This window comes from Haloarcula salina, assembly GCF_010119195.1.
GTDB classification, from domain to species: domain Archaea; phylum Halobacteriota; class Halobacteria; order Halobacteriales; family Haloarculaceae; genus Haloarcula; species Haloarcula salina.
On record NZ_WRXL01000002.1, the window covers coordinates 121,704 to 147,772 of the forward strand.

Sequence of the window (26,069 nt, forward strand, 5' to 3'; positions counted from 1 at the left end):
TCGGGTATGTCGCTCGGACGGCCGCTCGTCCGTCTCAGTCGCCCGCGTTCGGCCAGCCGCCGGATTCCTCCACGGCGGTTCCGTCCTTGTCGCCGACGCCGCGTGGCTTCGGCGGGACCACCACGACGACGCCGGTGTCGGCCCGGAACGAGAGTCGGTCGGCTGTCCCCAGCGTCTCCGGCGCCCCGTCGCCGTCGACGTCGAGCGTGACCGCGCTCCCGTCGCGAGCGTACGTGGTCTGTGCCCCCGGTTCCGTCGGCGGCCCGTGGCTCGCGGTCACCGCGAACCGGGCGTACTCCCCGCGGACCGTCACCCACCAGACGTTAACCGTCGCGAACCGGGCCGTCCACGGCGGGCCGAGCGGTAGGCCGGCCGGAAGTCCGTCCACGTCGACGCGTCGTTCGACCTTCGACCGGCCGGCATCGGCCAGCGCTCGCGTCGCCTGCTCTCGGGCCACGTCGCGAAGGGCGCTTCCCGTCCGGTTCGTAGCACCCGCGGTCGGGACCGCCTCCGGCGCGGCGACGGCCGCGCGCAACTGCAGGCGGAGCCAGTCCCGTTCCGCCCGCGTGAGGTTCCGCCGCTGTCCGGCCAGGCGAGCGACGCGGTCGGGAGCCGACCCGTTGGTCAGCGCCAGCGCCCGCCCCGCGGGACTGTCCCACGGGGCCAGTGCGTCGACGACGATGGCGCTGTCGCTCGTGGCTCCGGTCTCGGTCTCGACCGTCCGCCGCATCGCGGTGACGAGTTCGACGTTCGACCGACGCACCTGCGTTCGGAGCCGGTCGCGCTTCGCCGCGAGCGTGGCGTTCGACTCGTTCTGCAGCGTCGCGTTGGCGGCGGCGAGCGTCCTCGCGGCGGACGAGAGCCTGACGCGGCGGCTGGGTCCCGGGACCGATCCGATCACCGTCTCGGCCGCGTCGCCGTAGGGAACGGTGAACACGTTCACGTTCCGCGCCACGAGCGGGTGTTCGCTCCCGTTCAGGGCCCGATACCGACGCTCGTCGAGTTCGGCGAGCGGCAGGTACGGCGTCCGAGCGTCGACGCGCGTCCGAACGGGGCCGGCCGGTCCGACCGGCACCGGGCGCGAACGCGGGACACGCGTCTCGCGTGCGGTGAGCCCGCGCCGGAGCTCGCGGAGCGAGCCCTCGGTCTCCGCGGCGAGCCGGCTTCTGACCTTCCGCTCGCTCTCCGCTCGCCCGGCTGCCTGCCGAGCCAGTTCCGCGTCGACCGCGTTCAGATACGCGATTCGCGCCGCGACGCGCGCTTTCTGCGCGGCGCTGTCGTAGGTGGCCGGCACGTCGGCGAGGCCGGCACGGCGCGCTCGGAGCCGGTCCCGGAGCCGCTTCGGCGGGTTCGTCTCGAACGTCCCGACTCTCCCTCGCTCGGCGCTGGCGCTGACGTTCCGGACCCGCTCCCGCAAGTCCATCAGATCTCGGTACACCCACGCGTCCAGGCCCGGCGGTCGGTCGGCCGTCACGGTCGCGTTGGTTCGTTCGAGATCGCCGCTGACGACGCGCTCGGCGATCCGGTCCCTGCCGCCGGCAGCGCCGACGAGTCGCGTCTCGGCCTTCCCCGCAACGTCAGCGAGATTGGCCCCGCCCAGCGGGCTCGCGCTCGCGTCGTGGGCCGTCGCTATCGAGCGGTTCGGTGCGGGGGACCGACCGTGGTGGCGGCCGATGACGGCCACCGTCACGCGATAGCGCGCGGTACTCGTCGCCGCAGTCCGGCGACTCGTCCCCGCGTTCTCCCAGACTGCCGTCCGCCGGTACCGCCGCTCGACGACGCGGCCGAACGAGTCGAGGGCGTGCCACCCGTCGGGCGCAGCGACCGACCCGTCGGTGGGTTCGACTGCCGCCACCGAAGCGGTGGTCCGTTGGCTCACCAGCGTCCAGTTCGCGCCCGGCGAGGGCGGTTTCGGCGGCCGACCGCCACTGACCCGCTCCCGATCGGTCTCCAGCACGACTTCGACGGTGTACGCGTCGGCGAGCGTCTCGTTCAGCGCCGCCGGTGCGGCGACGGTTCGGAACGCCGCGTCTGCGGTTCCGTTGACGCCAACGGTCATCGAGTCGCCCGCGCCGGGCCGCCCCGGCGATCGCTGACGGACGGGCGTCTCGCTGACGGGCCTGTACTCGGCGCGGTTCAGCACCTCGCTGGCGACCGCAGAGCCGTTGCTCCCGCGGACGAGGTCCTCGATACCGGTCATCGCCGTCGCCTCGGTCAGCGCGCGGCGGCCGTCCGGGTCGCTCCGGCCGAAGATCGACCGCTGGACGCCGAGGAGCGCGCCGTTGGCCGCCAACGAGACGTGGCGGTTCGCGACGACGTTCTCGATGCCCGCACCGCCGTACTGTGCGTAGCCTCTGGCGTACGCGATCGGATAGAGCCGTGCGGTCAGCCGTTGACTCAGTCCCGGATGCGCGATCGAGGCGTTCACCCTCGTCTGATAGGTCGACACCTGATCGTGGAGCATGAGCGCCGGCGTCGGGACGACGACCGTCGGCGAGACCCGTCGTTCGGCGACGACGCGCCCGTGACGACGGACCGTCAACAGCACGTCGGTGACAGTCGCACGCATCGCTGTTTCGTTCGCACCAGCCCGCGAGACCGACACACGTCGCTTGGCCGCCCGCAGGTCGCTCGCGTTCGAGACCGGCGGGAGGCTGGCCGCGACGGTCACGTCGCCGCTGCGATACGAGACCCCCTCCAGTCGCTCACTGACCCGCAGGTAGACGCGGATGCGGAGCGCGTCGCGGAACGGTTCGGACTCGTTTAGCACCCGGCCCGCGGGCGTGTCGGCGGGCGTGACGACCGGGTTCGCCGCCGCCCGCCGACCGGCCGTCGCGACGCCGCTCCGGACGGCGCTCTGCGTCTCGGCCGTCGCCCGGTCCAACGCTCGCTCGACGGCTGTGTCGGTCGGCACGGGAGCGCCGACGAACGTCGGGGCCAGCGCGAGACTGCTCACGAGCAGGAGGACGCCCAGCAGCGCGAACGGGACCCGGCCTCGCGTGTCGTCCGCCACGGTGAGTCCCCGTCCGCCGCGCGTCACGGCGACCACGTCCTGACCGTCACGCGAATCTCGCTCGTTCGAACGGCGCGGGCAGCGGCCGCTGGCGAATCGAACCGGGACCGCATATCGGCGCGCAACTGTCGTGCCAGCGCCGCGGTCACCTCCCGGTTCATCGCGACCGTCGACTGGCGCTCGGGGGCCACTTCGACCCCGGTCAGTTCGGCCGCCCGCTCGTAGCGCGTCCGCATCAACACGTCGGCGGGGTAGTCTCCCCGGAGCGCGTACCGCGTCCGGTCCGCCGGGAACAGGCCGTCGACGACCTCGCGGGCGACGACCGTCGAGACTCCGTCGTACCCCTGCGAGGCCGCCGCCGAGCGCGCCGCCGCGGAGGCGTTCTGCATCCCGCTCGGAACCGTCACTGTGGCCGCTCGCACGTCCGTGTCAGCAGGTGGCCGGTCCCCGACACGGTATTTGCCGTTAATCGGTGCGCCGGGATACGGCTCCCACGTGACGCGGACCGACGCTTTCCGCCCAGGACTGCCAAGACGGTCGCGTGCGGTCGACCGCATCGCGGACTCGAAGTCTTTGCCTGCGATCGAGAGTCGATTTCCTTCGACAGACACGTTGCTCATCGCCGCTTCGCCGAGGAGTTGTGCGACCGTTCCGTGAGCCGTCCGTCGGTGTCGGGTGACGTGCTCGGGCGGCAAGTGGTCGTCCGTGTCCGGGACGGTCAGATCGTAGGAGACGTGAGCCGTGCTCGCGGCCAGCATCGACGCCTGTTCGGCGGCCGGGTTCGCCGTCGGTGGGTGCTCGGCGCTCGCGCCGCTCAGAATAACCGTGGCGGCGGCCCCGACGAGCAGGAGGAACACCGTCACGTCGGCGACGGCGCTCGTGGCTCGCGTCATCGCCACACCCGAACTCGGAGCCGCCCGCGACGGACCGTTCCCGGGGCCATACGCACGCTCACGGTCCGTGTGTCGCTGTCGGCCCCGGACGGCGGTGTCGGTCCGGTACTCCACCGGCCGCCGTCGTCGACGGTGACCGTGACGTTTCCGCGATAGCCCGCCGGAACAGCATCGAGCGCCGCGTTGGTTCGCGCTGGATCGACGATCCCGGCTGACGAGAGGCGCTGCTCGACGGCGTCCGCGGTCGGCGCGGCGACGGATCGGTCCTGATTCATCGTCCCGAACGCCTCGTCGAGGACGCCCGCGTACAGCGACAGTCCGACGCCGACGGCGAAGACGGCGACGAGCGCCGCCAGCGGCTCCGTCGTCGCCCTACCCGACGAGCGTGACATCGACTCCTCCCCAGGCGACGTGACCGATACTCAGCCGTTCGGGTGCAGGCCGCCACGTCTCGTTCCGTGCTCGCGCCCGGTCGAGGGCCGCGCGAAAGGCGGCGGGCGAGTCGTAGACGCTCGCCGGCGCGGTTCCGTCGAGGACGGTCCGTAGCCGCTCGGAGTCGGCCGCGACCGCGTACTGCGTGAGCCCGGCCTGTGCCGTCCCGCCGTCGTTGCGGAGCCGGAGCGCTCCGGCTTCGAGCGCCCACTCGTCGGCGAGCAGCCGTCGCTTCTCGACCGACCCGGGCGGACTCGTCGCCACTTCGTCGATGGTCGCCGCGGTCGCCGTCGCGTTCGGCGGCGCCGTCATCGGCAGTCCGGCGACGACGCCGAGGACGGCGACGCTCACCGCGCTCAGGCCTACCCAGAGGTACAGCGCGTCGACGTGTGTCTCGAACATGGACCCTCTTGGTCCCGTATTCGGACTTAAACGTCCGGTCAGACCAGCAGTCCCGTCGCGACGACGGCGGCGAGAAAAGTCGCCGTGGCGGACAGGAGCGCGAGGCCGACTCGGTAGCCGACGAGCGCACGGTCCAGTCCGCGATGGAGCCCGGTCGACAGCGCGGTCAGGAGCACGGCCAACACGAGGACGTACCAGCCGACGACGGGGCCCAGCGTCGCGCTCGGGACGGCGCTGAACTGCCCGCCGCCGCCCATCGTCCCGGAGAGCGCGACGGTGGCGCCGCCGACCAGCGGCCCGAACAGCGCGGCGGTGTTCGAGAGCGTCTCGGTGATCCGCGCGAGGTCCCGGCGCGTCTCGCGTTCGACGGCCCGTAGCTCGTCGAGGTGGTCGCCCATCGCCGTGAGCGACTCGCCCGCCGGCGGACCGACGGTCGCTGCCGTCCCGAGCAGCGTCGCCGCTCGCCGGGCGCGCCTGCTCGGGAGGGTCGAGAGCGCGCCGTGGGGCCCCAGAAACGCGCCCTCGACGCTCGTTCTCAAGTGTTCCTGACGGGCGACCGCGGCGTCGACAATTTCCTTGGTGGGGGACCGTGCTTCGGAAGCGGCCTCGGCCAGCGCTGACTCGACCGACTGTCCGGCGTCCAGCCGTCGGCCGACGGACGAGAGCAGGTCCGGTAGGCCCGCCTCGACGGCGTTGACGCGGTCGCGGACGCGCTTTGCGGGGCGATAGCGAAAGACGAGCGCTGTCCCCGTCCCAGTTCCGAGCGCACCGACGGGCGTCGCCCACGGCGCGACGAGCGCGGTCGCGAGACCGCCGCCGGCGACCGCGCCAGCGACGCCAGCCATCACCGCCGGCAGGGCGGTGGCCGGCACGTCCGGATGCGAACGTGGAATCGGCTTCGGCGGGAAGGCGACCGGTCGCCGGCCGAGCAGCCAGGCCGATGCGACTAGCAGCGCCGCGGGCAAGGCGACACCGTAGAGACCCGCCAGCGCCGGTCCCGTGACGGGGACCCCGGCCGCGGCCGCGGCGGGCAACAGCGACACCATCGCCAGCGGGAGCAGGACGCCGAACGCGTACAGTCCGGTGGCCGGGCCGCGGAGTGCGGCCGCGAACGCCGCCATCTCGTCCCGCGTCCCGTCGAGAATCTGTCGTCGGGCGCTGTCGAGGATCGCCGGCCGCTCGCTCGCCTGAGCCGCCGTGGCGCGCTCGACGAGGCCGACGGCGCGTTCGAGCGCCGGAAACGACTCTCCCCACGCGGCCGCGAACGCACTCAGGCCGCTTTGCGGTGTCCCGGCTGCACGCCGCCGGTGGGTATCGAGTCGGGCTGCCAGCGGTGTGTCGCTCGCACGTGTGGCGAACGCGGTCGCCCGCTCCGCGCTCGGCCACAGCGTCGCGCCGAGCACCAGCGCGGAGACGAGCGAGGGGGCCGCTCCGAGTGTCCGGACCCGCTTCGCGTCGGCCGCGAACGGAACGCCGTAGCGTGCGAGTGCGACGATGCCGAGCGCGCCGGTGATGAGTGCCAGCGAAACGAGCGACGCCAGCGGACCCCCGACGGCGACCGCGAGCACTGCGAGTCCGGCGGCACAGCTCGCGATTCCGTAGCCAGCGGTCAGTATCGCCGCTGCAGGCCGCGAGAGCGACAGCGAGCGACACGCCCGCCGGTAGCCGTCGGGAACCGAGGCGGTATAGGGAACGGTCGCTGCGACTGCGTCCGCGGTCGCTGCGATTGCGGCGAGGAGCGAGCGCGGCGCGCCTCCGTCCGAGCCCGAAGCTTCGGTCGATCCACTCGCGCCGCTCATTCACCTCTCCCGTCCGGAATCGCGTCGGTCACGTCGGAGGCCGTCTCGCCGCCGCCGGTCGCGCTCCTGGGCGAGCGACGGACCGTCTCCGTCCGCCTCTCGATCGCCGCGAGGACGTCGGCGTAGCGCTCTCCGGGCGCGGTCAGCGATTCGACCAGCCGGCTGTTACCCCGTTCGAGGCGGCCGGTGGCAGTCGCCGCCGGCCCGTCGCGTTCGTACAGCGACTCGAAGGCGACTCCGTCACCGCGGGCGACGACCTCCGCGACAGACGCGACGCCGCGGCCGTGCGCTGCCGTCGGTGGCGCGAGCGTGACCACGAGGTCCGTCGCGGCGAACGACCGGACGGGGACGCCGAGATCAGATACCAGTCGCTCGCGGATTGCGTCGGGGCCGTCGCCGTGAATCGTGCCGAGGACGGCCCCGTCACCGCCGCCGACGCGCATCGCCTCGTAGAGGACGCCGGCCTCCTCACCGCGGACCTCGCCGACGACGAGCGCGCCCTCACCGAGGCGGAGCGCCGTCCGAAGCGCCTCTGTCGCGGTGATCGAGGGGCCGTCGCCGCTTGCCGTTCGCAGCGGCTGGACGTCCCGGCCGCTGGCCTGAAGCGCCGAGACCGGTAGCTCCGGCGTGTCCTCGATGAGGACTGTCCTGACCTCGCGGGGGAGCTCCCAGAGCAGCGCGCCGAGCGTCGTCGTCTTGCCGGCCCCGCGGGGACCGGCAACGAGACAGGCTCCGCCCCGCTCGGCCACCACCGAGAGCAGTCCCGCCACCGCCGCGGGCATGGTCCCGCCGGCGACGAAGTCGCTCAGTCGCCACGCGTTCGCGTCGTGGGCGCGGAACGCGAACGCCAGACCGTCGCTGACCGGCTCGGTCACGCCGGCGACTCGAATCTGCCTGCCAGCGACCGTCGCCGTCGCGTCCAGCGTCGGGTTCGCTCGCGAAAACGCACGGCCGCTGGTGCGCCGGAACGTCGATGCGAGCGCGCTGGCCCCGCCCCCGGTCAGCCTCACGTTGGTCCGCATCGTCTCGCCGTCGACGCGGACGCGGAGCGCCGTCTCGCTGACGGGGGCCGTCGCGAACACGTCCGAGACGCGCTCGTCGGCGAAGACGTCCTCGAGAATCCCGAGACCGGTGGTGTGCTTTTCGACGACCGAGCCGACCGCTGCCGCGGTCGCACCGTCGTCGACCGCGTCCCCGGCCGCCGAATACGGGTCACAGCCCCCGTCGACCGCCGTGCTCGCGAGCCGCTCGTACACGGCCGCCAGCGCCCGCATCGCCGTCGGGCCGAACCGCTGTTCTCGCGGCTCGACGTGGTAGACAGGCAATCGGCCTGACGGCGTGTCGTACCGGCGTACGACCGCCTCGGTCGTGAGTGTGCGCCGGTCTCGGAGCGACGACTCCGGCGGGGGCGACGCCGCGACGCGGGCGTCGCTGAGCGTCGGTCCGCGATATGCCGTCAGCGCCGCCGCGCTGCCGTCGAACCGCTCCGTGGCGACCGCGAGTCCGGTCTCCGCCGCGAGGTCCGCGACCGGTCCCGCGCGCCCCGTCGCTTCCGTGGCGGCCGCGACCGGGTCGCGTCGGGCCCGCACCGCGAGCCGCTCGTCGACGGCCTGTGCACGCACGGCGAACCGACCGGCGGCGACGAGTACCGCGGCCGCCCGGTCGACGTAGGCCCTCGTTCGCCCGCAGTGCGTCGTGGTCACGGAGTCGATGTCTCCGCCGTCGAGCGAGCCGATAACCGTCGCTCGGCAGTCGGCGGACTCGGCGAGGTCACCCTCGCCGGGACAGTCGTCCGCGGCCACAGCGAGCGAATTACCCTCGAAGGACGGACTGCACAGACACCCTTCATCCGCCGTGTCGCCGCCGAACCACTCACGCACGGCTGCGCCCCTCTCCGGACCGCGCCCCCAGGCGTTCGACCGTCAGGACCCGTCGCCCGTCCGCGCGAGTGAGCGCGAAGACGAGCCGGTGGCTGCCCGGCTCGCTGAGTCGCCTTGTGCCACGCGATGGTCGGACCGGGAGCGGTGCGACTCGCCGGGAGACGGTCCTGTTTTCGACCCGCCACGTCGCGACGCCGGTACCGGCCCGACCGTGAAAACGGAGCCAGTCGACGCCGGCGCTCGTGTAGCTCCGAGCGGGCAGCCGAAGTGCAGCCACGCGCCGCGCGTCGCCCGACGCCGTCGGGTCGTCGGTGGCGACGAGCGCGTCGAGTCGCGACGCGAGTGTCTCCAGTTGCCGCTCCACCGTACCGGTCGCCGCGTCGGCTCTGGCCGCCGACAGCGCGGGCGCGGAGGCGGCAACGAGCGCCGTCAGTACTGCCACCGAGAGGACGACGCGCAGTATCACAGTCGCTCACGGATCCGTTCCAGGACCCCCGGACTCGGTTCCTCGGTCGTCTCGCCGTCGCCACCGTTGGTGATCGCCCCGAAGTCGGTGTGGCCTTCGCCTCCGGGCACTGGAGGGCCGGAGTGTGAGTCAGCTCTCGTGCCATCGTAGGTCGTTTCGTTCGATCGCTCGGCGGCATCTCCACTCACTACCGGGCGTTCTGCGGGTGCGGGCTCGTCCAGTCGCGCTTCGAGTCGGTCGACCGCCGCGAGCGCCGCGTTGGCGCGGGACTCCACGTCCTCGTTGACCGCGCGGACGTTCCCGACGTACCCGCGCAGCGCCTGCGTCGCGGCTTCCAGTTCGGCTGTTCGGGTCTCCAGGTCGTCGACCCGTCCTTCGAGGCCATCGATTCGGTCTTCGAACTCGCCGCGGTCGGTGACCTCCGGGAACTCCGTCTCGCCGTCGGTGACCGCTCGCTCGACCGCTTGGAGGCGTTCGGCCAGCGTCTCGACGTCTGTCATGGCCGTGGCTGGTCCCGTGCTGATATTTGAACGCTCGGGCGAGCGTCGGCGAACGTTTATCAGTGAATCCGCGGCCAGCGGAGGTATGGTCGACAGCGAGGACGTGCGGGCGGCGCTCGCGGCGCTGGCGAGCGGTGAGGCCGAGAGCGCCGACGGCTTCGGCGAGATCGAACTGGCGCGAACCCCGAACCAGGGGGACGCGCCCGAACGGCCGCGGCCGGAATCGGGACCGAACGACTACCGCGCGATCATCGAACGGGCCAGCGCGGCGGTAGAGGACCTCGACGCGGCCGCGGCGTTCGCCGAGGAAGTCGGTGTCGACGCGCTCGACGCGGCGGTTCGGCAGGCGGAGCGAGAGGTGAGTGCGCTGGCCGGCGATGGCCGAGCGGCGCGCGCCGCGTTTCGACGGTATCGACACGCCGCACGGGACGGCGAGAGTGAGTGAGTGGGTCGGGCCGCGGACGGCGATTCCGGGGCCGTCACGCCGCGTCGCCGTCGACCACTTTCACCGCGGTTACGATACCCCTTTAGGCGGGGCTGGCATACGAACGGGCAAATGACACGGGTGATACACACCGGCGACACCCACGTCGGGTACCAGCAGTACAACGTGCCCGACCGCCGGGCGGACTTCCTCGACGCCTTCCGGCAGGTGATCGCCGACGCCGTCGAAGACGACGTGGACGCCGTCGTCCACGCCGGCGACCTCTTTCACGACCGTCGGCCGACCCTGACGGACATCATGGGCACGCTCGACGTACTCGAGACGCTCTCCGACGCCGGCATTCCCTTTCTAGCCGTCGTAGGAAATCACGAGGCCAAGCGCGACGCGCAGTGGCTCGACCTCTACGAGTCGCTCGGGCTGGCGACGCGCCTCGGGGGCGACCCGACCGTGATCGGCGACACCGCCTTCTACGGCCTCGATTTCGTTCCCCGATCCCAGCGCGACGACCTCGACTACGACTTCGCCCCCCACGACGCCGACGCCGCGGCGCTCGTCACCCACGGCCTGTTCCAGCCCTTCGACTACGGCGACTGGGACGCCGCAGAGATCCTGACCGAGGCGTCGGTCGACTTCGACGCGATGCTCCTCGGCGACAACCACGACCCCGGGAAGCAGCGGGTCGACGATGCGTGGGTCACCTACTGCGGGTCGACCGAGCGCGCGAGCGCCAGCGAACGCGAGGACCGGGGCTACAACATCGTCACCTTCGACGACGAGGTCCGCATCACTCGCCGCGGCCTCGATACCCGGGAGTTCGTCTTCGTCGACGTGGAACTCGGCCCCGAGGAGGGCGTCGAGCGCGTTCGGAGCCGCGTCGGCCAGCACGACCTCGAAGAAGCCGTGGTCGTCGTCTCCATCGACGGCGACGGCGAGCCGGTCACCCCCGCGAGCGTCGAATCGTTCGCGCTGGAGCGCGGCGCGCTCGTGGCCCGGGTCACCGACCACCGTGAGATCGCAGTCGAGGAGGGCGAGACGGAGGTCAGTTTCGCCGACCCCGACGACGCCGTCACCGAGCGGGTCCGCGATCTCGGACTGAGCGAGGCCGCGCGCGACATCGACGAGACGATCCGCGCCTCGAAAGTGGCCGACGCGAACGTCAAAGACGAGGTCGAGCGCCGCGTGCGCGAACTCGTCGACGAGGGAGCGGACGCGTTCGGGACCGCCGCGGAGGCCTCCGACGGTGAGACCGACGGAGCGACTGAGAGCGACGACCCGTCTGTCGACGTTGACGAGGCGGCCGGTGCGGACGACTCGACTGCCGCGGCCGAGACGCCCCGCAAGTCGACGGGCGACGGCGAGGACGGAGAGGCACAGACGGACGGCCAGGCGAGCGTGGAGGAGTTCCTGTGATGGAGGGACACCGATGAGGTTCGAACGCGTCAGGCTGGAGCATTTCAAGTGCTACGACGACGCCGACCTGCGACTCGACGGGGGCGTGACCGTCATCCACGGCCTCAACGGCAGCGGGAAGTCCTCGCTGCTCGAAGCCTGCTTCTTCGCGCTGTACGGCTCGAAAGCGCTGGACGAGACCCTCGACGACGTGGTCACCATCGGGGCCGACGACTGCACCGTCGAACTGTGGTTCTCCCACGCCGGCGGCGACTACCACATCACCAGACGGATCCGCGCGACGGGCGAGCGGGCCCAGACGGCCAAGTGCGTGCTGGAGACGCCCGACGGGAGCTACGAGGGAGCCCGCGACGTGCGCCGGCGCGTCACCGAACTCCTGCGGATGGACAGCGAGGCGTTCGTCAACTGCGCGTACGTCCGCCAGGGCGAGGTGAACAAGCTCATCAACGCCTCGCCGGGCGACCGACAGGACATGCTCGACGACCTCCTCCAGTTAGGCAAGCTGGAGGCGTACCGGGAGCGCGCCAGCGACGCCCGCGTCGGCGTGGGTCGCGTTCGCGACGACAAGCAGGGCGCGCTCTCGCAGCTCGACGAGCAGATCGACGAGAAGGAAGCCAAGGACCTTCACGAGCGGCTGAACGGGCTGGAGACGAAGGAGAACGAGCTCCAGACGGAGATCGACCACATCGAGGACCAGAAGGCCACTGCCGAGGAGACGCTCTCGCAGGCCCAGTCGGTCCTCGACGAGTACGAACAGAAGCGCGAGGAGCTGTCCGACCTCGAGTCCGACATCGAGGACCTCCGGGAGACGATCACCGAGGCGGAGACCGAACGGAGCCGGCTCACGGAGCGGATCGGTGAGCTGAACGACCGCCGCGAGTCGCTGGAGACGGACCTCGACGAGACGGTCGCGGAGACGGAGCTCGACGGCGCGGACCCGTCGGCGGTCGAGCGGCGACTCGAGGAACTGCGGTCCCGCGACGACGAACTCCAGTCCCGCATCGAGGACCAGCGCGTCGACGCCAAGGAGCACAGCAGCACGGCCGAGGCCCTCGCGGAGAACGCCGCGGACCTCGAATCGCGGGCCGAGCGCAAGCGCGAGGAGGCGAGCGACCTGGCGGCGGATCTGGAGGACGCGCGCGAGACCATCGCCGCCCGCCGCGAGCAACTCGGCGACATCGACGAGCAGATTGCCGAACTCGAATCGCGGTTCGAGGACGCGCCAGCGGACCGCGACGGCGTCGGGGCGTACGAGCAGTCGGTCGCCGACGACCTCGACGACGCCCGCCAGCGGGTCACGGAACTGGAGACGAAGCTGAAGAGCGCCCGCGAGTCGCTCGCGGAGGCCGAAGACCTCCTCGACGCCGGCAAGTGTCCCGAGTGCGGCCAGGACGTGGGCGAGTCCCCGCACGTCGACTCCATCGAGGACGACCGCGAGCGCGCCGCGGATCTCGAAGCGACCCTCGACGAGGCCCGCGACCGGGTCGAGGACCTGGAAACGAAGCACGAGCGCGCTCGGGACCTCGCCGACGCGGCGGACGAACTGGACACGCTGGAGAGCAACCGCGCGAACGTCGTTCAGCTCGTCGAGGAGAAGGAGGCCGGACTGGCGGACGACGAGGCGCGCGCCGAGCGACTCCGCGAGGAGGCGGCGGAGCACGAAGACGAGGCGTCGTCGAAACGCGAGGAGGCGACCGAGGCGCGGGAGCGAGCGGACGACTGCCGGTCGGTCGTCGCCGAGTGCAACCAGGAGCGCCAGCGCGTCAAGGAGGCGATCCAGCGCCTGGAACGGATCGAGGACCTGCTGGACGACGTCGAGGACTGCGAGGCCGAGATCGAGCGCCTGCGCGAGAAACGCAGCCAGCAGGACGAACTGAACGACCAGCGACGCGACCGCCTCGCGGAGAAGCGCGAGCGCAGACAGGACCTCTCGGAGTCCTTCGACGAGGACCGCATCGAGGAGGCCCGCGGCGAGAAACAGCGCGCCGAGCAGTACATCGAGCAGGCAACCGACGCGCTCGCGACGAAGCGCGAGAAACGCGACGAGCTTCAGAACGCCATCGGTGCCGTCAGGAACGAAATCGAGGAACTGGAGTCACTTCGCGAGCGCCGCGAGGAGCTGAAAACGACGCTCGAACGGCTCGAAACGCTGTACGATGAGACCGAACAGCTCCAGGAGATGTACGGCTCGCTCCGGGCGGAGCTCCGCCAGCGCAACGTCGAGACGCTCGAACGGATGCTCAACGAGACGTTCGATCTGGTGTACCAGAACGACTCGTACTCCCACATCGAACTGGACGGCGAGTACCGGCTGACGGTGTACCAGAAGGACGGCGAGCCCCTGGAGCCCGAACAGCTCTCCGGCGGCGAGCGGGCGCTGTTCAATCTCAGCCTCCGGTGTGCCATCTATCGCCTGCTGGCGGAGGGTATCGAGGGCGCGGCCCCGATGCCGCCGCTCATCCTCGACGAGCCGACGGTGTTCCTCGACTCGGGCCACGTCACGCAGTTGCTCGACGTGATCGAGTACATGCGCGACGAGGTCGGCGTCGAGCAGATCCTCGTGGTCAGCCACGACGAGGAACTGGTCGGGGCCGCAGACGACCTCGTGCGCGTCGAGAAGGACGCGACCACCAACCGTTCGCGCGTCGAGCGCGTCGAGACGACCGTCGCGGAACTGGCCTGAACGCCGGTCTGGGCGTCAGTCGGCGCGGGCGGACCCTACGCGCGGAGGACGGCCAGCGCCTCGCTCGTCGTCTCGGTCGCGTCGTAGCCCCGTCGGCCGTGCACCGTCGCCTCGGTCAGCAGGCCCGCGGCGCGGAACTCGCCGAGCAGCCCGTGGAGGTCGCTCTCGCAGAGGTCGTAGGCGTCGAGGAGTTCCTGGACCGACAGCGGGCCCCTGTCGTCGAGTTCGACCAGCAGGCCGAGCGCCCGGTCGCCGTGGGCCGCGGTGACGACGGTTCGGACCGCGTCCGGAACGGCCGTCGCCGCGGTCGAGAGTGGCGACGCGCCGTCGACCGACTCGAGGTCGGCGTTCGGGACGTGGCGCTCCGCGCCGGTCTCGGGGTCGCGGACCAGACTCGACTCGGCGGACTCCTTGACGAGCAGATAGCGTCGGCCCGACTCGTCGCGGACGGTACGCATAACGGGCTCTAACCGAGCGATTCGGTTAGCCGTTACGGTCGCTCGGGTCCGAGTCGCTCCCGCTCGCGTCGTCGGCCTCGCCGTCCGATCCGTCACCTCTGGCCTTGCGCTCGCGTTCGAACTTGACGTACCGGTAGGTCCCGTATCCGAACAGGATGACGCCGGCGAGGAAGATTCGCAGCCCCAGGTCGACCTGGCCCTCGAAGTACGCCAGCATCGGGCCGATCGTGAGCGCGAGCAGCGCGACGTTGAAGACGACGACCAGCCTGACGAACAGGCCGGCGGCGTCGCTCTGGTAGTCGCCCGAGGACGGCGTCGGCACGTCGGGGCCGAGGCTGGACGGGTCGAACTCCTCGGGCTCGAACTCGCTCTTTTCGGAGAGGACGCTTCCGCCATCGTCGTCCTCGCCGGGACCGTCTATCACGGGCTAGCTACGACGGTCGGGCGGTAAAAGTGCTTAGTTGTCAGGCGATCTCCTGGAGGGTGACCGCCGTGTCCGTCTGCAGCCACGCCAGCGGATTCTCGGCGTCGTAGAATACTGTCCCCTCCTCGGTCTCGTAAGTCTCGGTCGTCCGGATGGCATCCGGAAGCGCGGGTTCCGACCGCAGTTCTTCGGACCGATCCGCCTCGCCGTGGGGGGATGCGTGGTGCGACATTGGGTCGTCACCAGGTGGTATGGTACTGCGTGGCATATACTTTCTGCCTGTGGCAAGACCCCGTCGACCGTCGGTGTTTTTATCCGGCATCTCGAAGCATCCCCAAGAATGAGCGACGGGACCCAGGGAACGCTGGGGGATTTCGGGCAGGATGCGGACGCAGACACGGGCACGGGCGACCGGCCAGTCGCCGACGAGGCGGCGGCTGTCGCCGGCAACGGCAACGGCGGCACGAGCGTCGTCGACCTCGACGAGCGCCAGTTCCCGCCGGTCGAGGAGACCGTCGAATTCGTCGTCACCCAGGTCGACTACACCATCGAGGGTCAGGGCGACGACGAGTTCCCGGTCGTCCACGTCTTCGGTCGCACCGAGGACAACGACCCGGTCCACGCGCGCGTCTTCGACTTCAAACCGTACTTCTACGCGCCGACGGACAGCGTCTCCGACGACCGCCTCCGCCAGTACGACCGCATCACCGACTGGGAGGAGGCCGGCGCGGACGGCGAGCCATACGAGTCGATCCGGGGCGAGCGCCTGACCAAGATCTTCGGCCAGACGCCACGCGACGTGGGCCAGATGCGCGACGACTTCGACCACTACGAGGCGGACATCCTGTTTCCCAACCGCCTGCTGATCGACAAGGACATCACCAGCGGCGTGCGCGTGCCCGCTCGGGAACTCGACGACGGGAGCCTGAAGGTACACCACGAGGAGGTCACGCCGACCGAGGTCACCGCCGACCTGCGGGTGAACACCTTCGACATCGAGGTCGACGACCGCCACGGCTTCCCCGAGGACGGCGAGGAGACGATCGTCTGTCTGACCTCGCACGACTCCTACCGCGACGAGTACGTCGTCTGGCTGTACGAGTCACCGGACGGCATCGACGGCCCGGCGGCGCTTTCCGGCTACGACCCGATTCGGGAGGACTTCGAGGCCGACGTGCGCGTCTTCGAGGCGGAAGAGGCCATGCTGGAGGCGTTCATCGAGTACATCGACGAGACCGATCCTGACGTGCTCACGGGGTGGAACTTCGACGACTTCGACGCGCCGTACTTCCTCGACCGCCTGGAGGAACTCCAGAGCTTCGACCACGACTACGACCTGTCCGTCGACCGACTCTCCCGCGTCGACGAGGTGTGGCGGTCGGGCTGGGGCGGCCCGGACATCAAGGGCCGGGTCGTCTTCGACCTCCTCTACGCCTACAAGCGTACGCAGTTCACCGAACTCGAGTCCTACCGGCTCGACGCCGTCGGCGAGCAGGAACTCGGCGTCGGCAAGGAGCGCTACGCCGGCGACATCGGCGACCTCTGGGAGGACGACCCCGAGCGCCTGCTGGAGTACAACCTCCGGGACGTGGAGCTGTGCGTCGAACTCGACCGCGAACAGGACATCGTGGACTTCTGGGACGAGGTCCGCACGTTCGTCGGCTGCAAGCTCGAAGACGCGACGACGCCCGGCGACGCCGTCGACATGTACGTCCTGCACAAGCTCCACGGCGAGTTCGCGCTCCCCTCGAAGGGCCAACAGGAGAGCGAGGACTACGAGGGCGGCGCGGTCTTCGACCCAATCACGGGCGTCCGCGAGAACGTCACCGTGCTGGACCTGAAGTCGCTCTACCCGATGTGCATGGTGACGACGAACGCGAGTCCCGAGACGAAGGTCGACCCCGATACCTACGACGGCGACACCTATCGCGCGCCCAACGGGACCCACTTCCGGAAGGAACCGGACGGCGTCATCCGGGAGATGGTCGACGAGCTCCTGTCTGAAAGAGAAGAAAAGAAATCCCACCGGAACAGCTACGACCCTGGTAATCCGGAGTACGAGCGATTTGACCGGCAGCAGCAAGCTGTCAAGGTAATTATGAATTCGTTGTATGGGGTTCTCGGATGGGATCGGTTCCGCCTCTACGACAAGGAGATGGGAGCGGCCGTCACCGCAACCGGCCGGGAGGTCATCGACTACACCGACGAAGTCGTCGAAAACGAGGGGTACGAGGTCGTATACGGGGATACGGATTCCGTCATGTTGCAGTTAGGTGACGTTTCGGCGGACGATGTTCAGGCCGACGTGACCGTCACCGAAGAGATGCGCGAGAAGCACCCGGTGATGAGTGACGACGAACTCGAACTCATCGCCGCGACCATCCAGAAAGGGTTCGAGCTGGAGGAGACGATCAACGACTCGTACGACGAGTTCGCCACCGAGCGGCTCAACGCCGACGAGCATCGCTTCCAGATCGAGTTCGAGAAGCTCTACCGGCGGTTCTTCCAGGCGGGCAAGAAGAAGCGCTACGCCGGCCACATCGTCTGGAAGGAGGGCAAGCACGTCGACGACATCGACATCACCGGCTTCGAGTACCAGCGCTCCGATATCGCGCCCATCACAAAGCGGGTCCAGAAAGAGGTCATCGACCGCATCGTCCACGGCGAGGACGCGGAGTCGATCAAGCAGTACGTCGGCGACGTGATCGAGGACTTCCAGGACGGCAACGTCGACTACGACGACGTGGGCATCCCCGGCGGTATCGGGAAGAAACTCGACAACTACGACACCGACACCGCGCAGGTCCGCGGCGCGAAGTACGCGAACATGCTGCTGGGGACGAACTTCCAGAGCGGCTCGAAGCCGAAGCGGCTGTACCTGGACCGGGTCCACTCGGACTTCTTCCAGCGCGTCGAAGCGGAGCGGGATCTCGACCCGCAACGGGACCCGCTGTACGGCGAGTTCCGGCGCGACCCCGACGTGATCTGTTTCGAGTACGCAGACCAGGTTCCCGAGGAGTTCGAGGTCGACTGGGACAAGATGCTCGACAAGACGCTGAAAGGGCCGATCGCCCGCATCCTCGAAGCCCTGGACATCTCCTGGGAGGAGGTCAAGTCGGGGCAGGAGCAGACGGGGCTCGGCAGCTTCATGTAACCCGGTGCGGGCGGCGGTTTTTCTCTCGAAGAAATATTATTTCTATATACTGAACTGGATTTCACGACAATGCGAAAGCTTCATGGGTGAAACGGACCTCCTTTCGGGTGACCTAAGAGATACCTATGGCAACACTCGAAATCAACAATCTCCACGCTGAAGTCGCGGAAGAGGACGGTGAGACGATCCTTCGCGGTGTCAACCTCGAAGTCGAGTCGGGCGAGATCCACGCGCTGATGGGTCCCAACGGCTCGGGCAAGTCGACCACGGCGAAGATCATCGCCGGCCACCCCGCCTACGAGGTAACCGACGGCGAAGTGCTCATCCACCTCGACGAGGACGAGTTCGGCGACGAGGAGATCCCCGAGGATCTCCGAACCTGGAACCTGCTCGACCTCGAACCGAACGAGCGGGCCGCCCTCGGCGTCTTCCTCGGCTTCCAGTACCCGGCCGAGATCGAGGGCGTCACGATGGTGAACTTCCTTCGCACCGCGCTCAACGCCAAGCTCGAAGAGCGCGAGGAGCTGTTCGAGGAGGACGACGAGGAGGAAGACGACGCCGAGGCCACCAACGAGGACGCCGCCGGCTACGACACCTCCCCGATGGAGGGCAACGTCGAAGAGGGCGAGATCGGCGTCGCCGAGTTCCAGGAGATCCTCCAGGAGAAGATGGAGCAACTCGACATGGACGAGAAGTTCGCCTCGCGGTATCTCAACGCCGGCTTCTCCGGCGGCGAGAAGAAACAGAACGAGGTCCTCCAGGCCGCGATCCTCGAGCCGTCGATCGCCGTGCTCGACGAGATCGACTCCGGGCTGGACATCGACCGACTGCAGGACGTCTCGAACGGCATCAACGCGCTCCGCGACGAGCAGGGCGCGGGCATCCTCCAGATCACCCACTACCAGCGCATCCTCGACTACGTCGAGCCCGACCACGTCCACGTGATGCTCGACGGCCAGATCGCCCAGAGCGGCGGTCCGGAACTCGCCGAGAAGCTCGAAGACGAGGGGTACGACTGGGTCCGCGAGGAAGCCTACGAGGCCGCGTAACGCCCATCAACCCAGACACACAACATCAAACTATGAGTTCAGATCAAGACCACCTCAAAGAAACCGACACCGAAGCCCGATTCGAGTTCAAGAAGGAGGAGAAGGCCGCCTTCGAGACCGAGAAGGGACTCACCGAGGAGACCGTCCGGGTCATCTCCGAAGACAAGGACGAGCCCGAGTGGATGCTCGAGCGCCGCCTGCGCGCGCTGGAGCAGTTCCAGGAGATGCCCATGCCGGAAGGCTGGCCGGGCGCGCCCGACCTCTCCGAGGTCGACATCGACCACATCGTTCCCTACATCCGTCCGGACATCGAGACGCGCGGCGGCGCCGACTCCTGGGAGGACCTCCCGGAGGAGATCCAAGACACATTCGACAAGCTGGGCATCCCCGAGGCCGAGAAGAACGCCCTCTCCGGCGTCGGCGCGCAGTACGAGTCCGAGATCGTCTACCAGAACATGCAGGAGCGCTGGGAGGAGAAGGGCGTCATCTTCTGTGACATGGACAAGGCCGTCCAGGAGCACGAAGACCTCGTCAAAGAGCACTTCATGACGAAGTGCGTCCCCCCGAGCGACAACAAGTTCGCCGCGCTCCACGGCGCGGTCTGGTCCGGCGGGTCGTTCGTCTACGTCCCGGAGGACACGACCGTCGAGATGCCCGTGCAGGCGTACTTCCGCATGAACAGCGAGGGGATGGGCCAGTTCGAGCACACGCTCATCATCGCCGAGGACAACTCCGAGGTCCACTACATCGAGGGCTGTTCCGCCCCGAAGTACTCGGCGTTCAACCTCCACTCCGGCGGCGTCGAGGTGTTCGTCGGCGAGGACGCCCACGTCCAGTACTCCACGGTCCAGAACTGGTCGAAGAACACCTACAACCTCAACACCAAGCGCGCCATCGTCGAGGCCGACGGCACGATGGAGTGGGTCTCCGGGTCGATGGGCTCGAAGGCCACGATGCTGTACCCCGCGACCATCCTCAAGGGGCCCGGCGCGACGGACAACCACATCACCATCGCCTTCGCGGGCGAGGGCCAGGACATCGACACCGGCGCGAAGGTGTACCACAACGCGCCCGACACGAAGTCCACCATCGAGTCCAAGTCCATCAGCAAGGACGGCGGCCGCACGAACTACCGCGGTCTCGTCCACATCAGCGACGGGGCCGAGGACTCCTCGACCTCCGTCGAGTGTGACGCGCTCATGTTCGACAACGAGTCCACGTCGGACACGATGCCGTACATGGAGATCCAGGAGTCCAAGGTCGACGTGGCCCACGAGGCGACCGTCGGCAAGATCGGCGACGAGGACGTGTTCTACCTCCAGAGCCGCGGGCTCGACGACGACGACGCAAAGCAGATGATCGTCGCCGGCTTCATCGAGCCGATCACGGAGGAACTGCCCATTGAGTACGCGGTCGAACTGAACCGCCTCATCGAACTGGAGATGGAGGGGTCGCTCGGATAACAATGAGCACGCAGGTACACGCCAATCTCACAGCGAGCCAGGTCGAACAGATTTCCGAGGATCTCGGCGAGCCCGAGTGGCTGCTCGAGACGCGCAAGGAGGCCCTCGCGGCGCTCGACGACCTCGACATGCCGGACGTCATCCGGACGCCGGGGCGCACGTGGACGAACCTCGACGCGCTCGACTACGAGTCGCTGGTCGACCCGCTCGACTACGCCCAGGACAAGGACCGCGTCGACGCCGAGGGCGTCGAGGTCCTCTCCTGGAGCGAGGCGCTCGACGAACACGAAGACCTCGTGAAAGAGCACTTCGGGACCGTCGTCGACACCCAGCGGGACTACCTCACCGCGCTGTCGACGGCGCTGTTCTCGGCCGGCACGGTCGTCTACGTCCCCGAGGGCGTCGACGCCGAGGACGTGAAGATTCGGACGACGATGAACAGCCAGTCGCTGTTCAACTACACGCTCGTCGTCGCCGAGGAGTCCTCGTCCGTGACGATCCTCGAACGCCAGCAGACCGGTGAAGAGACCGACGGCGACCGCTACTACTCGGGCGTCGTCGAGGCCGTCGCCGGCGAGAACGCCTACGTCCAGTACGGCGCGCTCCAGAACCTCTCTGAGAAGACGTACAACTTCTCCGCCAAGCGCGGCCACGCCGACACCTACGCCACGGTCAACTGGATCGAGGGCAACATCGGCTCTCGGCTGACCAAGTCCAGCGTCGAGACGCGCCTGCTCGGCGACTCCTCGGAGTCCCAAATCCTCGGAGCCTTCTTCGGCCACGAGGACCAGCACTTCGACATCGCCAGCCGCGTCTGGCACGAGGCCGAGCACACCGTCGCCGACCTCGTCACCCGCGGCGTCCTCGACGACGAGGCCCGCTCGGTGTACGAGGGCGTCCAGGACGTGGGCCGAGAGGCCTGGGACACCTCGTCGTACCAGCGCGAGAACACGCTGATGCTCTCCGACGAGTCCGAGGCCGACGCGTCGCCGAAGCTCATCATCAACAACCACGACACCGAGGCCTCTCACTCCGCGACGGTGGGACAGGTCGACGCGGAGGACATGTTCTACATGACCTCCCGCGGTGTCAACCCCGAGGCGGCGAAGAACATGCTCGTCGAGGGCTTCTTCGTCCCCGTCCTGGAAGAGGTCCAGGTCGACGAACTCCGCGAGGACCTCGACCAGCTGATTTACGAGCGTCTGCGGGAGTGAAACGACCGCAGGCTCGTCGGAGCTTCGCTCTCTCGGCGTCTGCGCGACTAACGTGAGCACAGACTCGTCGGACCTTTCTCTGATGCTGTCTTCGTGAGTAGCGAGGTTGCGTAGCGACCTCGGATAGCAGGCGGGGAGCGAAGCGATCGGCGAGCAGTCTATCGACCGCGAACGAACGCTCGCACGATTCCATTTGCCCGTGTTGCCGTCCGATATGTGCCTAACAGGTCTGCGCCGCTCGGCGGTGAACGGGGCGCCGACAGGGAACCGCTTAAGTCCGCCCCTCCCCGAATTACGTCCATGACTGCATCACAGCGCCGCGTGGGGGTGATGTCGTGAGCCTCACGCAGCCGGTGGGATCGGACCATCAGCTCGCCCGGTTGCTGCAGATCGGGATCGTCCTCGAAGAGGTCGTCGAGGCCCGATCCGCGAAACACGCGGAGGAGACCGGTGACGAACTGGACCCCGACGTGATCGAACTCCTCGAACACGCCTCGACGGAGTCGGCGGAGCACCGCCGTCGACTGGAGGAACTGGTCGACGACCTGGAGGCGGACACCGTCGCCTTCGAGGAGATCGAGATGCTGGTCGAGGCCCAGTACGAGTCCGACGAGGACTTCGACGGCGTCCTCTACGATCAGCTCTGTAACGAGGAGACGGCGTACAAATTCTACGACGACCTCATCGAGGCCATCGAGGCGTCGGACGTGTCGTTCAGCGTCGACCGAGCGCGACTGCTCGACGTGCTCTCGGACATCCGTGCGGACGAGGCCGAGGGTGTCGAGGAAGTGACCGATCTGATGGAGGCTCAGCAATGAACTCACAGGCCCAGTACCTGAAGGCGATCTATCTCACACAGCAGCAGAAGGACGGTCCCGCATCGACCGGCGACGTGGCCGACATGCTCGACGTGAGCCCGGCCAGCGCCAACGAGATGATCGGGAAGCTCGAGGACCGCGGACTGCTCAACCACGAGAAGTACAAGGGCGTCGACCTGACCGACGACGGCATCCACCAGGCCCGCGAGGCCCTCCAGAACTACTGCATCATCGAGCGGTTCCTCGTCGAGGTGCTCGAAGTCGAGGAATTCCGCACCGAGGCCAAACAGCTCGAAGGCGTCATCGACGAGACCGTCGCCGAGCGACTGGATACGATCATCGAGCGCGATCCCAAGTGCCCGGACTGCTTCGACGCCGAGGACGACGTCTGTGGTCTCCTGGAAGTCGAAGTCGAGGCCACGAGCGACTGACTCTCGAAGCGTTCAAGTGCGTTCCGTCGGTTACTCAGAGTACAGCCCGCGAGCGAGTCGCGGGACTACAGTCCCGTGGTGTAGTGGCCAATCATAAGGGCCTTTGGAGCCCTTGACGGCGGTTCGAATCCGCCCGGGACTATGTTGCGGCGAGCAATCCGCGAGCCGCACTTATCCGCAGCGGTTCGAACCCCAGAAGACGAGCGAAGCGAGTCTTCGGACGGTTCGAATCCGCCCGGGACTATTCTGCGACGAACGAGGTCGTGAGCCGCCCCTCTGTCCACCGACCGGGGGCCCCGAAGGTCTGTGTAACATCCTCTTCCGGGAACGACAACTGAATCGGGCCTGAGTACCAAAGCCGTTCAGGTCGCCTCCGATACGCAGACGTACGTGACACTCCACGAGACATAACTGTAGATTTATAATGCGGCGTGCCAACTAGTGGCATATGCGAATCCGAGAAGCGGAGCCGGCCGACCGGCCGGCGGTCCGGGACGTGGCGCGACGGTCGCTGGATGCATCGTACTCGCTGGGCCCCGAGGCCATCACCAGCGCTATCGAGGAGTGGTACGACGAGGACCGCATCGAGGAGATACTGGAGGGAGACGACCGACTCCTCCTCGTCGCCGACCGGGACGGACAGGTCGTCGGGGTCTCGGAGAGCGTCTTCTCGGGCGACCACGTCGGGACGATTCTGTGGCTGCACGTCGACCCGTCCTATCGGGGCGAAGGCATCGGGTCAGCACTGTTCGACGAGACCGACCGCGTGCTTCGCGACCGCGGGGCCGAGACGATCCACGGCCGGGTGCTCGCGGACAACGTCGAAGGGAACACGTTCTACGAGGACCGCGGCTTCGAGCGAGTCGGTACCGGCGAGGTCGACATCGGCGAGCGCACCTACGTCGAGAATCTCTACACCGACGCCGACGAGATCGGGCGCGATCCGGTCACAGACGAGTCGGGGAAAACCGTCTACGTCGATCACGATACTCACGAGAAGGGGTCGATCGAGCCGTTCCACGTGGTGTACATGACCGAGGACGGCGACGACCGCTACGGGTACTTCTGTAGCAACTGCGAATCGCTCGCGAACGCGATGAACTCGATGGGACGGATCGAGTGCAACAACTGCGGGAACGTGCGAAAACCCCTCCGCTGGGACGCCGCCTACCTCTAGTTCCCCGTATTCCCCGGCGGCGGACTCCCCTGTGAGGTCTTGCGCTCGCTGGCCGGAACGAGGATCAGCCTGTAGTAGAGGCCGAACAGGCACAGCGCGATGAACACGCCGACCAGGATGTCCGAGACGAGGTGTTCGTTGATCACGTGGCCGATGCTTCCACCGGCATCACCGGAGACGTGAAGCAGGGCTGGGTACATACGTCCTCATTATCCAACTAGAACTAAAAATCCAGGACCGGGTTCCCGGACGCTGAGAACCGGGGCGGAGGACTCACCGGGGTCGGGCGGCTTCCGTCCCGTAGACTGCCCGCGACAGATCCTCCGGAAGGGCGACAGATGGCCGATAAAACCCGCACTGTCTACGCTCGTCGGGGGCGCGATACGGCGGCCGTGCCAGTCGTTCTCCCTGTCGTAACGCTAAAGAGTCGAACGTACCTCTATATGTGTAAGATGAATATCGGAATACGTCGCCGGAGGTGGTGCTGTGGGCGTCGAGATTAGGGAGTCACCTGTCTCGGCGGACGCGTTCGAGGACATGAAGGAGTTCGTCCACGGCTATCTCGCCGCGAGCGTCGAAAACGAGGAGGAAGGGGGTCGCATGCGGTGGTATCCGTGGCACTCGGCGGAGTACCGCTTCAACCACATCCTCAACGTCGTCGACATCGCGACGAAGATCGCCCGCAAAGAGGGGGCGAACGTGGACGTGACGCGCGTGGCCGCGCTCTTTCACGACATCGCGAAACTGGAGGCCGAGCAGGACGTCCACGCCGAAGCGGGCGCGCGGATCGCCCGCGAGTACCTCACGACCCACGGAGACTACCCCGAGTCGTTCGTCGAGCAGGTGTGTTCGGCCGTCGAGGCCCATTCGTACCAGGGCCCGCTGACCGACCTGCCCCTCGAGGTCCAGTGTCTGATCGAGGCGGACATCCTCGACAAGGTCGGCGCGAACGGGACGGCGCTCATGCTGTTGCGCATGGGCTACGAGTCCCGGACGCACATGGACGCCGCCGAGATGGTCGACCGGGTCATCGAACGCGGCGAGGACGCCAGCGAGCGCGTCGAGAGCGACACGGCCGAGTCCATCATCCACCAGCGGCTCAAGCGGACCCGCTGGTTCCAGGAGTGGCTGACGATGGAGGTGGCCGAGATGGCCGTCGAGGAGGAACTCGACGACGTGGCGACCGGCATGGGCGACTCATAGCGCCCGAACGACGAAGAGGACACCCGTGCCGGCCAGCACGGCGGCGCTGACCCACGCGACCAGCGGTGCGAATCGCTCGACGCGGTTCCTCGCGGCGACGATCGCCGCCGGGAACCCCGTGATCCAGAGGACGATGCCGCCGAAGAAGCCGGCCATCAGCACCGGGTGTCCGGTCTGAATCACCAGCGCGTCCGTCGCGCCGGCCGAGAGCGCCGGGACGTACGACGCCACGTCGACCGTCCCCGGTTCGAGCAGGCCGACGCCGACGGTGAGCCAGAAGGCGACCTGATACGGATTCGTCAGCGCCAGCACCAGCGCCTTCCGGAAGCCGCGGCTCTCGTCGTCGTCGACCGCGTGGTCCGCGGTCGCCACCGCGTGGGCCTCCCGAACCGCGCCGTAGGCGAACCAGAGCATCAGGAGGCCGCCCGCGCCGATCATCACGCGTCGCAGGCCCGGCGTCTCTGTCACGACGGCCGCGACGCCGAGCACTGCGAGCACGAAGAAGCAGGCGTCGGCCGTCATCGCGCCGAGTCCGGCGAAGAAGCCGGCCCGCCAGCCGCGGACCGCGCTCTCCTCGGCGATGACCGCGTTCATCGGTCCGGGCGGGGCGGCGAGCGCGAGCCCGAAGAGGACGCCGCCCAGCGCCGTCGGCAGTAACGCCAATCCGCTGACGCCGGTGCTCAGCGACGCGAACGCGCCGAGCGGCGGCGAGACGAGCGTGAGATACATCTATGGAGTCGAGAAAACAGAGAGAG

The 26,069-nt window shown here is 68.5% G+C and carries 24 protein-coding genes and 1 tRNA gene; 12 read left to right on the top strand and 13 right to left on the bottom strand.

Annotation, left to right across the window (positions count from 1 at the left end; all coding sequences use genetic code 11):
- Positions 1 to 34: 34 nt before the first annotated feature.
- Genes GM656_RS05555 through GM656_RS05590 form a run of 8 tightly spaced genes read right to left on the bottom strand, consistent with a single transcriptional unit; the run spans position 35 to position 9,385 of the window.
- The gene (locus GM656_RS05555; RefSeq protein ID WP_241692709.1) at positions 35 to 3,013 is read right to left on the bottom strand and encodes a DUF7286 family protein; all 2,979 of its coding nucleotides are present in this window, start codon (positions 3,011 to 3,013) and stop codon (positions 35 to 37) included.
- A 23-nt stretch (positions 3,014 to 3,036) separates the two neighbouring features.
- A complete protein-coding gene (locus GM656_RS05560; RefSeq protein WP_162412681.1) occupies positions 3,037 to 3,906 on the bottom strand; it encodes a DUF7284 family protein in 870 nt (289 codons plus the stop codon).
- Positions 3,903 to 4,298 carry a DUF7285 family protein gene (locus GM656_RS05565; RefSeq protein ID WP_162412682.1) on the bottom strand — a complete coding sequence of 132 codons (396 nt, stop codon included), beginning with the start codon at positions 4,296 to 4,298 and terminating at the stop codon, positions 3,903 to 3,905. The genes GM656_RS05560 and GM656_RS05565 overlap by 4 nt, the downstream gene beginning before the upstream one ends.
- A complete protein-coding gene (locus GM656_RS05570; RefSeq protein WP_162412683.1) occupies positions 4,279 to 4,740 on the bottom strand; it encodes a DUF7283 family protein in 462 nt (153 codons plus the stop codon). The genes GM656_RS05565 and GM656_RS05570 overlap by 20 nt, the downstream gene beginning before the upstream one ends.
- A 38-nt stretch (positions 4,741 to 4,778) precedes the next feature.
- Complete coding sequence (locus tag GM656_RS05575; RefSeq protein ID WP_241692710.1) at positions 4,779 to 6,539, bottom strand: type II secretion system protein; 1,761 nt, start codon at positions 6,537 to 6,539, stop codon at positions 4,779 to 4,781.
- On the bottom strand, positions 6,536 to 8,419 hold the full coding sequence (locus GM656_RS05580) for an ATPase, T2SS/T4P/T4SS family (RefSeq protein WP_162412684.1): 1,884 nt from the start codon (positions 8,417 to 8,419) through the stop codon (positions 6,536 to 6,538). Before GM656_RS05580 ends, GM656_RS05575 begins: the two co-directional genes overlap by 4 nt.
- On the bottom strand, positions 8,412 to 8,885 hold the full coding sequence (locus tag GM656_RS05585; RefSeq protein WP_162412685.1) for a DUF7311 family protein: 474 nt from the start codon (positions 8,883 to 8,885) through the stop codon (positions 8,412 to 8,414). The genes GM656_RS05580 and GM656_RS05585 overlap by 8 nt, the downstream gene beginning before the upstream one ends.
- The gene (locus tag GM656_RS05590; RefSeq protein ID WP_162412686.1) at positions 8,882 to 9,385 is read right to left on the bottom strand and encodes a DUF7310 family coiled-coil domain-containing protein; all 504 of its coding nucleotides are present in this window, start codon (positions 9,383 to 9,385) and stop codon (positions 8,882 to 8,884) included. Before GM656_RS05590 ends, GM656_RS05585 begins: the two co-directional genes overlap by 4 nt.
- A gap of 85 nt (positions 9,386 to 9,470) precedes the next feature.
- Between GM656_RS05590 and GM656_RS05595 the strand changes: the two genes are divergently transcribed.
- The 3 genes from GM656_RS05595 to rad50 all read left to right on the top strand — a co-directional run bounded on the left by GM656_RS05595 (position 9,471) and on the right by rad50 (position 13,923).
- On the top strand, positions 9,471 to 9,830 hold the full coding sequence (locus GM656_RS05595; protein WP_162412687.1) for a hypothetical protein: 360 nt from the start codon (positions 9,471 to 9,473) through the stop codon (positions 9,828 to 9,830).
- A gap of 111 nt (positions 9,831 to 9,941) precedes the next feature.
- Positions 9,942 to 11,240: a DNA double-strand break repair protein Mre11 gene (mre11, locus tag GM656_RS05600; protein ID WP_162412688.1), complete on the top strand. Its 1,299-nt coding sequence runs from the start codon at positions 9,942 to 9,944 to the stop codon at positions 11,238 to 11,240.
- A gap of 13 nt (positions 11,241 to 11,253) precedes the next feature.
- Entirely contained in the window at positions 11,254 to 13,923 is a 2,670-nt protein-coding gene (gene rad50, locus GM656_RS05605; protein ID WP_162412689.1) for a DNA double-strand break repair ATPase Rad50, read from the top strand.
- A gap of 35 nt (positions 13,924 to 13,958) precedes the next feature.
- Here rad50 and GM656_RS05610 read toward each other — a convergent pair whose 3' ends face one another.
- The 3 genes from GM656_RS05610 to GM656_RS05620 are packed head-to-tail and all read right to left on the bottom strand — an operon-like array spanning position 13,959 to position 15,037.
- A complete protein-coding gene (locus GM656_RS05610) occupies positions 13,959 to 14,381 on the bottom strand; it encodes a DUF7346 family protein (RefSeq protein WP_162412690.1) in 423 nt (140 codons plus the stop codon).
- A gap of 25 nt (positions 14,382 to 14,406) precedes the next feature.
- Positions 14,407 to 14,805 (bottom strand): DUF7322 domain-containing protein, encoded by a 399-nt coding sequence (locus GM656_RS05615; protein WP_241692711.1) that lies wholly within the window; start codon positions 14,803 to 14,805, stop codon positions 14,407 to 14,409.
- 40 nt (positions 14,806 to 14,845) lie between these two features.
- Positions 14,846 to 15,037: a DUF7331 family protein gene (locus GM656_RS05620; RefSeq protein WP_162412691.1), complete on the bottom strand. Its 192-nt coding sequence runs from the start codon at positions 15,035 to 15,037 to the stop codon at positions 14,846 to 14,848.
- Between the two features lie 108 nt (positions 15,038 to 15,145).
- Between GM656_RS05620 and GM656_RS05625 the strand changes: the two genes are divergently transcribed.
- The 8 genes from GM656_RS05625 to GM656_RS05660 all read left to right on the top strand — a co-directional run bounded on the left by GM656_RS05625 (position 15,146) and on the right by GM656_RS05660 (position 24,111).
- Positions 15,146 to 17,959 (top strand): DNA-directed DNA polymerase, encoded by a 2,814-nt coding sequence (locus tag GM656_RS05625; protein ID WP_162412692.1) that lies wholly within the window; start codon positions 15,146 to 15,148, stop codon positions 17,957 to 17,959.
- Positions 17,960 to 18,084: 125 nt separating this feature from the next.
- Positions 18,085 to 19,008, top strand: a complete 924-nt coding sequence (locus GM656_RS05630) for an ABC transporter ATP-binding protein (RefSeq protein WP_162412693.1) — start codon at positions 18,085 to 18,087, stop codon at positions 19,006 to 19,008.
- 32 nt (positions 19,009 to 19,040) lie between these two features.
- Positions 19,041 to 20,471, top strand: coding sequence for a Fe-S cluster assembly protein SufB (gene sufB / locus GM656_RS05635; protein WP_162412694.1), 1,431 nt, complete (start codon positions 19,041 to 19,043; stop codon positions 20,469 to 20,471).
- 2 nt (positions 20,472 to 20,473) lie between these two features.
- On the top strand, positions 20,474 to 21,685 hold the full coding sequence (gene sufD / locus GM656_RS05640; RefSeq protein WP_162412695.1) for a Fe-S cluster assembly protein SufD: 1,212 nt from the start codon (positions 20,474 to 20,476) through the stop codon (positions 21,683 to 21,685).
- A 335-nt stretch (positions 21,686 to 22,020) separates the two neighbouring features.
- Positions 22,021 to 22,503, top strand: coding sequence for a ferritin family protein (locus GM656_RS05645; protein WP_162412696.1), 483 nt, complete (start codon positions 22,021 to 22,023; stop codon positions 22,501 to 22,503).
- Complete coding sequence (locus GM656_RS05650) at positions 22,500 to 22,934, top strand: metal-dependent transcriptional regulator (protein ID WP_162412697.1); 435 nt, start codon at positions 22,500 to 22,502, stop codon at positions 22,932 to 22,934. Before GM656_RS05645 ends, GM656_RS05650 begins: the two co-directional genes overlap by 4 nt.
- Before the next feature lie 69 nt (positions 22,935 to 23,003).
- Positions 23,004 to 23,076: transfer RNA gene (locus tag GM656_RS05655), tRNA-Gln, on the top strand.
- A gap of 306 nt (positions 23,077 to 23,382) precedes the next feature.
- Complete coding sequence (locus GM656_RS05660) at positions 23,383 to 24,111, top strand: GNAT family N-acetyltransferase (protein ID WP_162412698.1); 729 nt, start codon at positions 23,383 to 23,385, stop codon at positions 24,109 to 24,111.
- On the opposite strand, the gene GM656_RS05665 is transcribed toward GM656_RS05660, so the two are convergent.
- Entirely contained in the window at positions 24,108 to 24,311 is a 204-nt protein-coding gene (locus tag GM656_RS05665; RefSeq protein WP_162412699.1) for a hypothetical protein, read from the bottom strand. The two genes, GM656_RS05660 and GM656_RS05665, sit on opposite strands and share 4 nt — an antisense overlap.
- Positions 24,312 to 24,597: 286 nt before the next feature.
- Here GM656_RS05665 and GM656_RS05670 point away from each other — a divergent pair, with 286 nt between their 5' ends.
- The gene (locus GM656_RS05670) at positions 24,598 to 25,314 is read left to right on the top strand and encodes an HD domain-containing protein (protein WP_162412700.1); all 717 of its coding nucleotides are present in this window, start codon (positions 24,598 to 24,600) and stop codon (positions 25,312 to 25,314) included.
- Here the strand turns inward: GM656_RS05670 and GM656_RS05675 are convergent.
- Complete coding sequence (locus GM656_RS05675; protein ID WP_162412701.1) at positions 25,309 to 26,043, bottom strand: LysE family translocator; 735 nt, start codon at positions 26,041 to 26,043, stop codon at positions 25,309 to 25,311. The genes GM656_RS05670 and GM656_RS05675 overlap by 6 nt on opposite strands.
- Between the last annotated feature and the right edge of the window lie 26 nt (positions 26,044 to 26,069).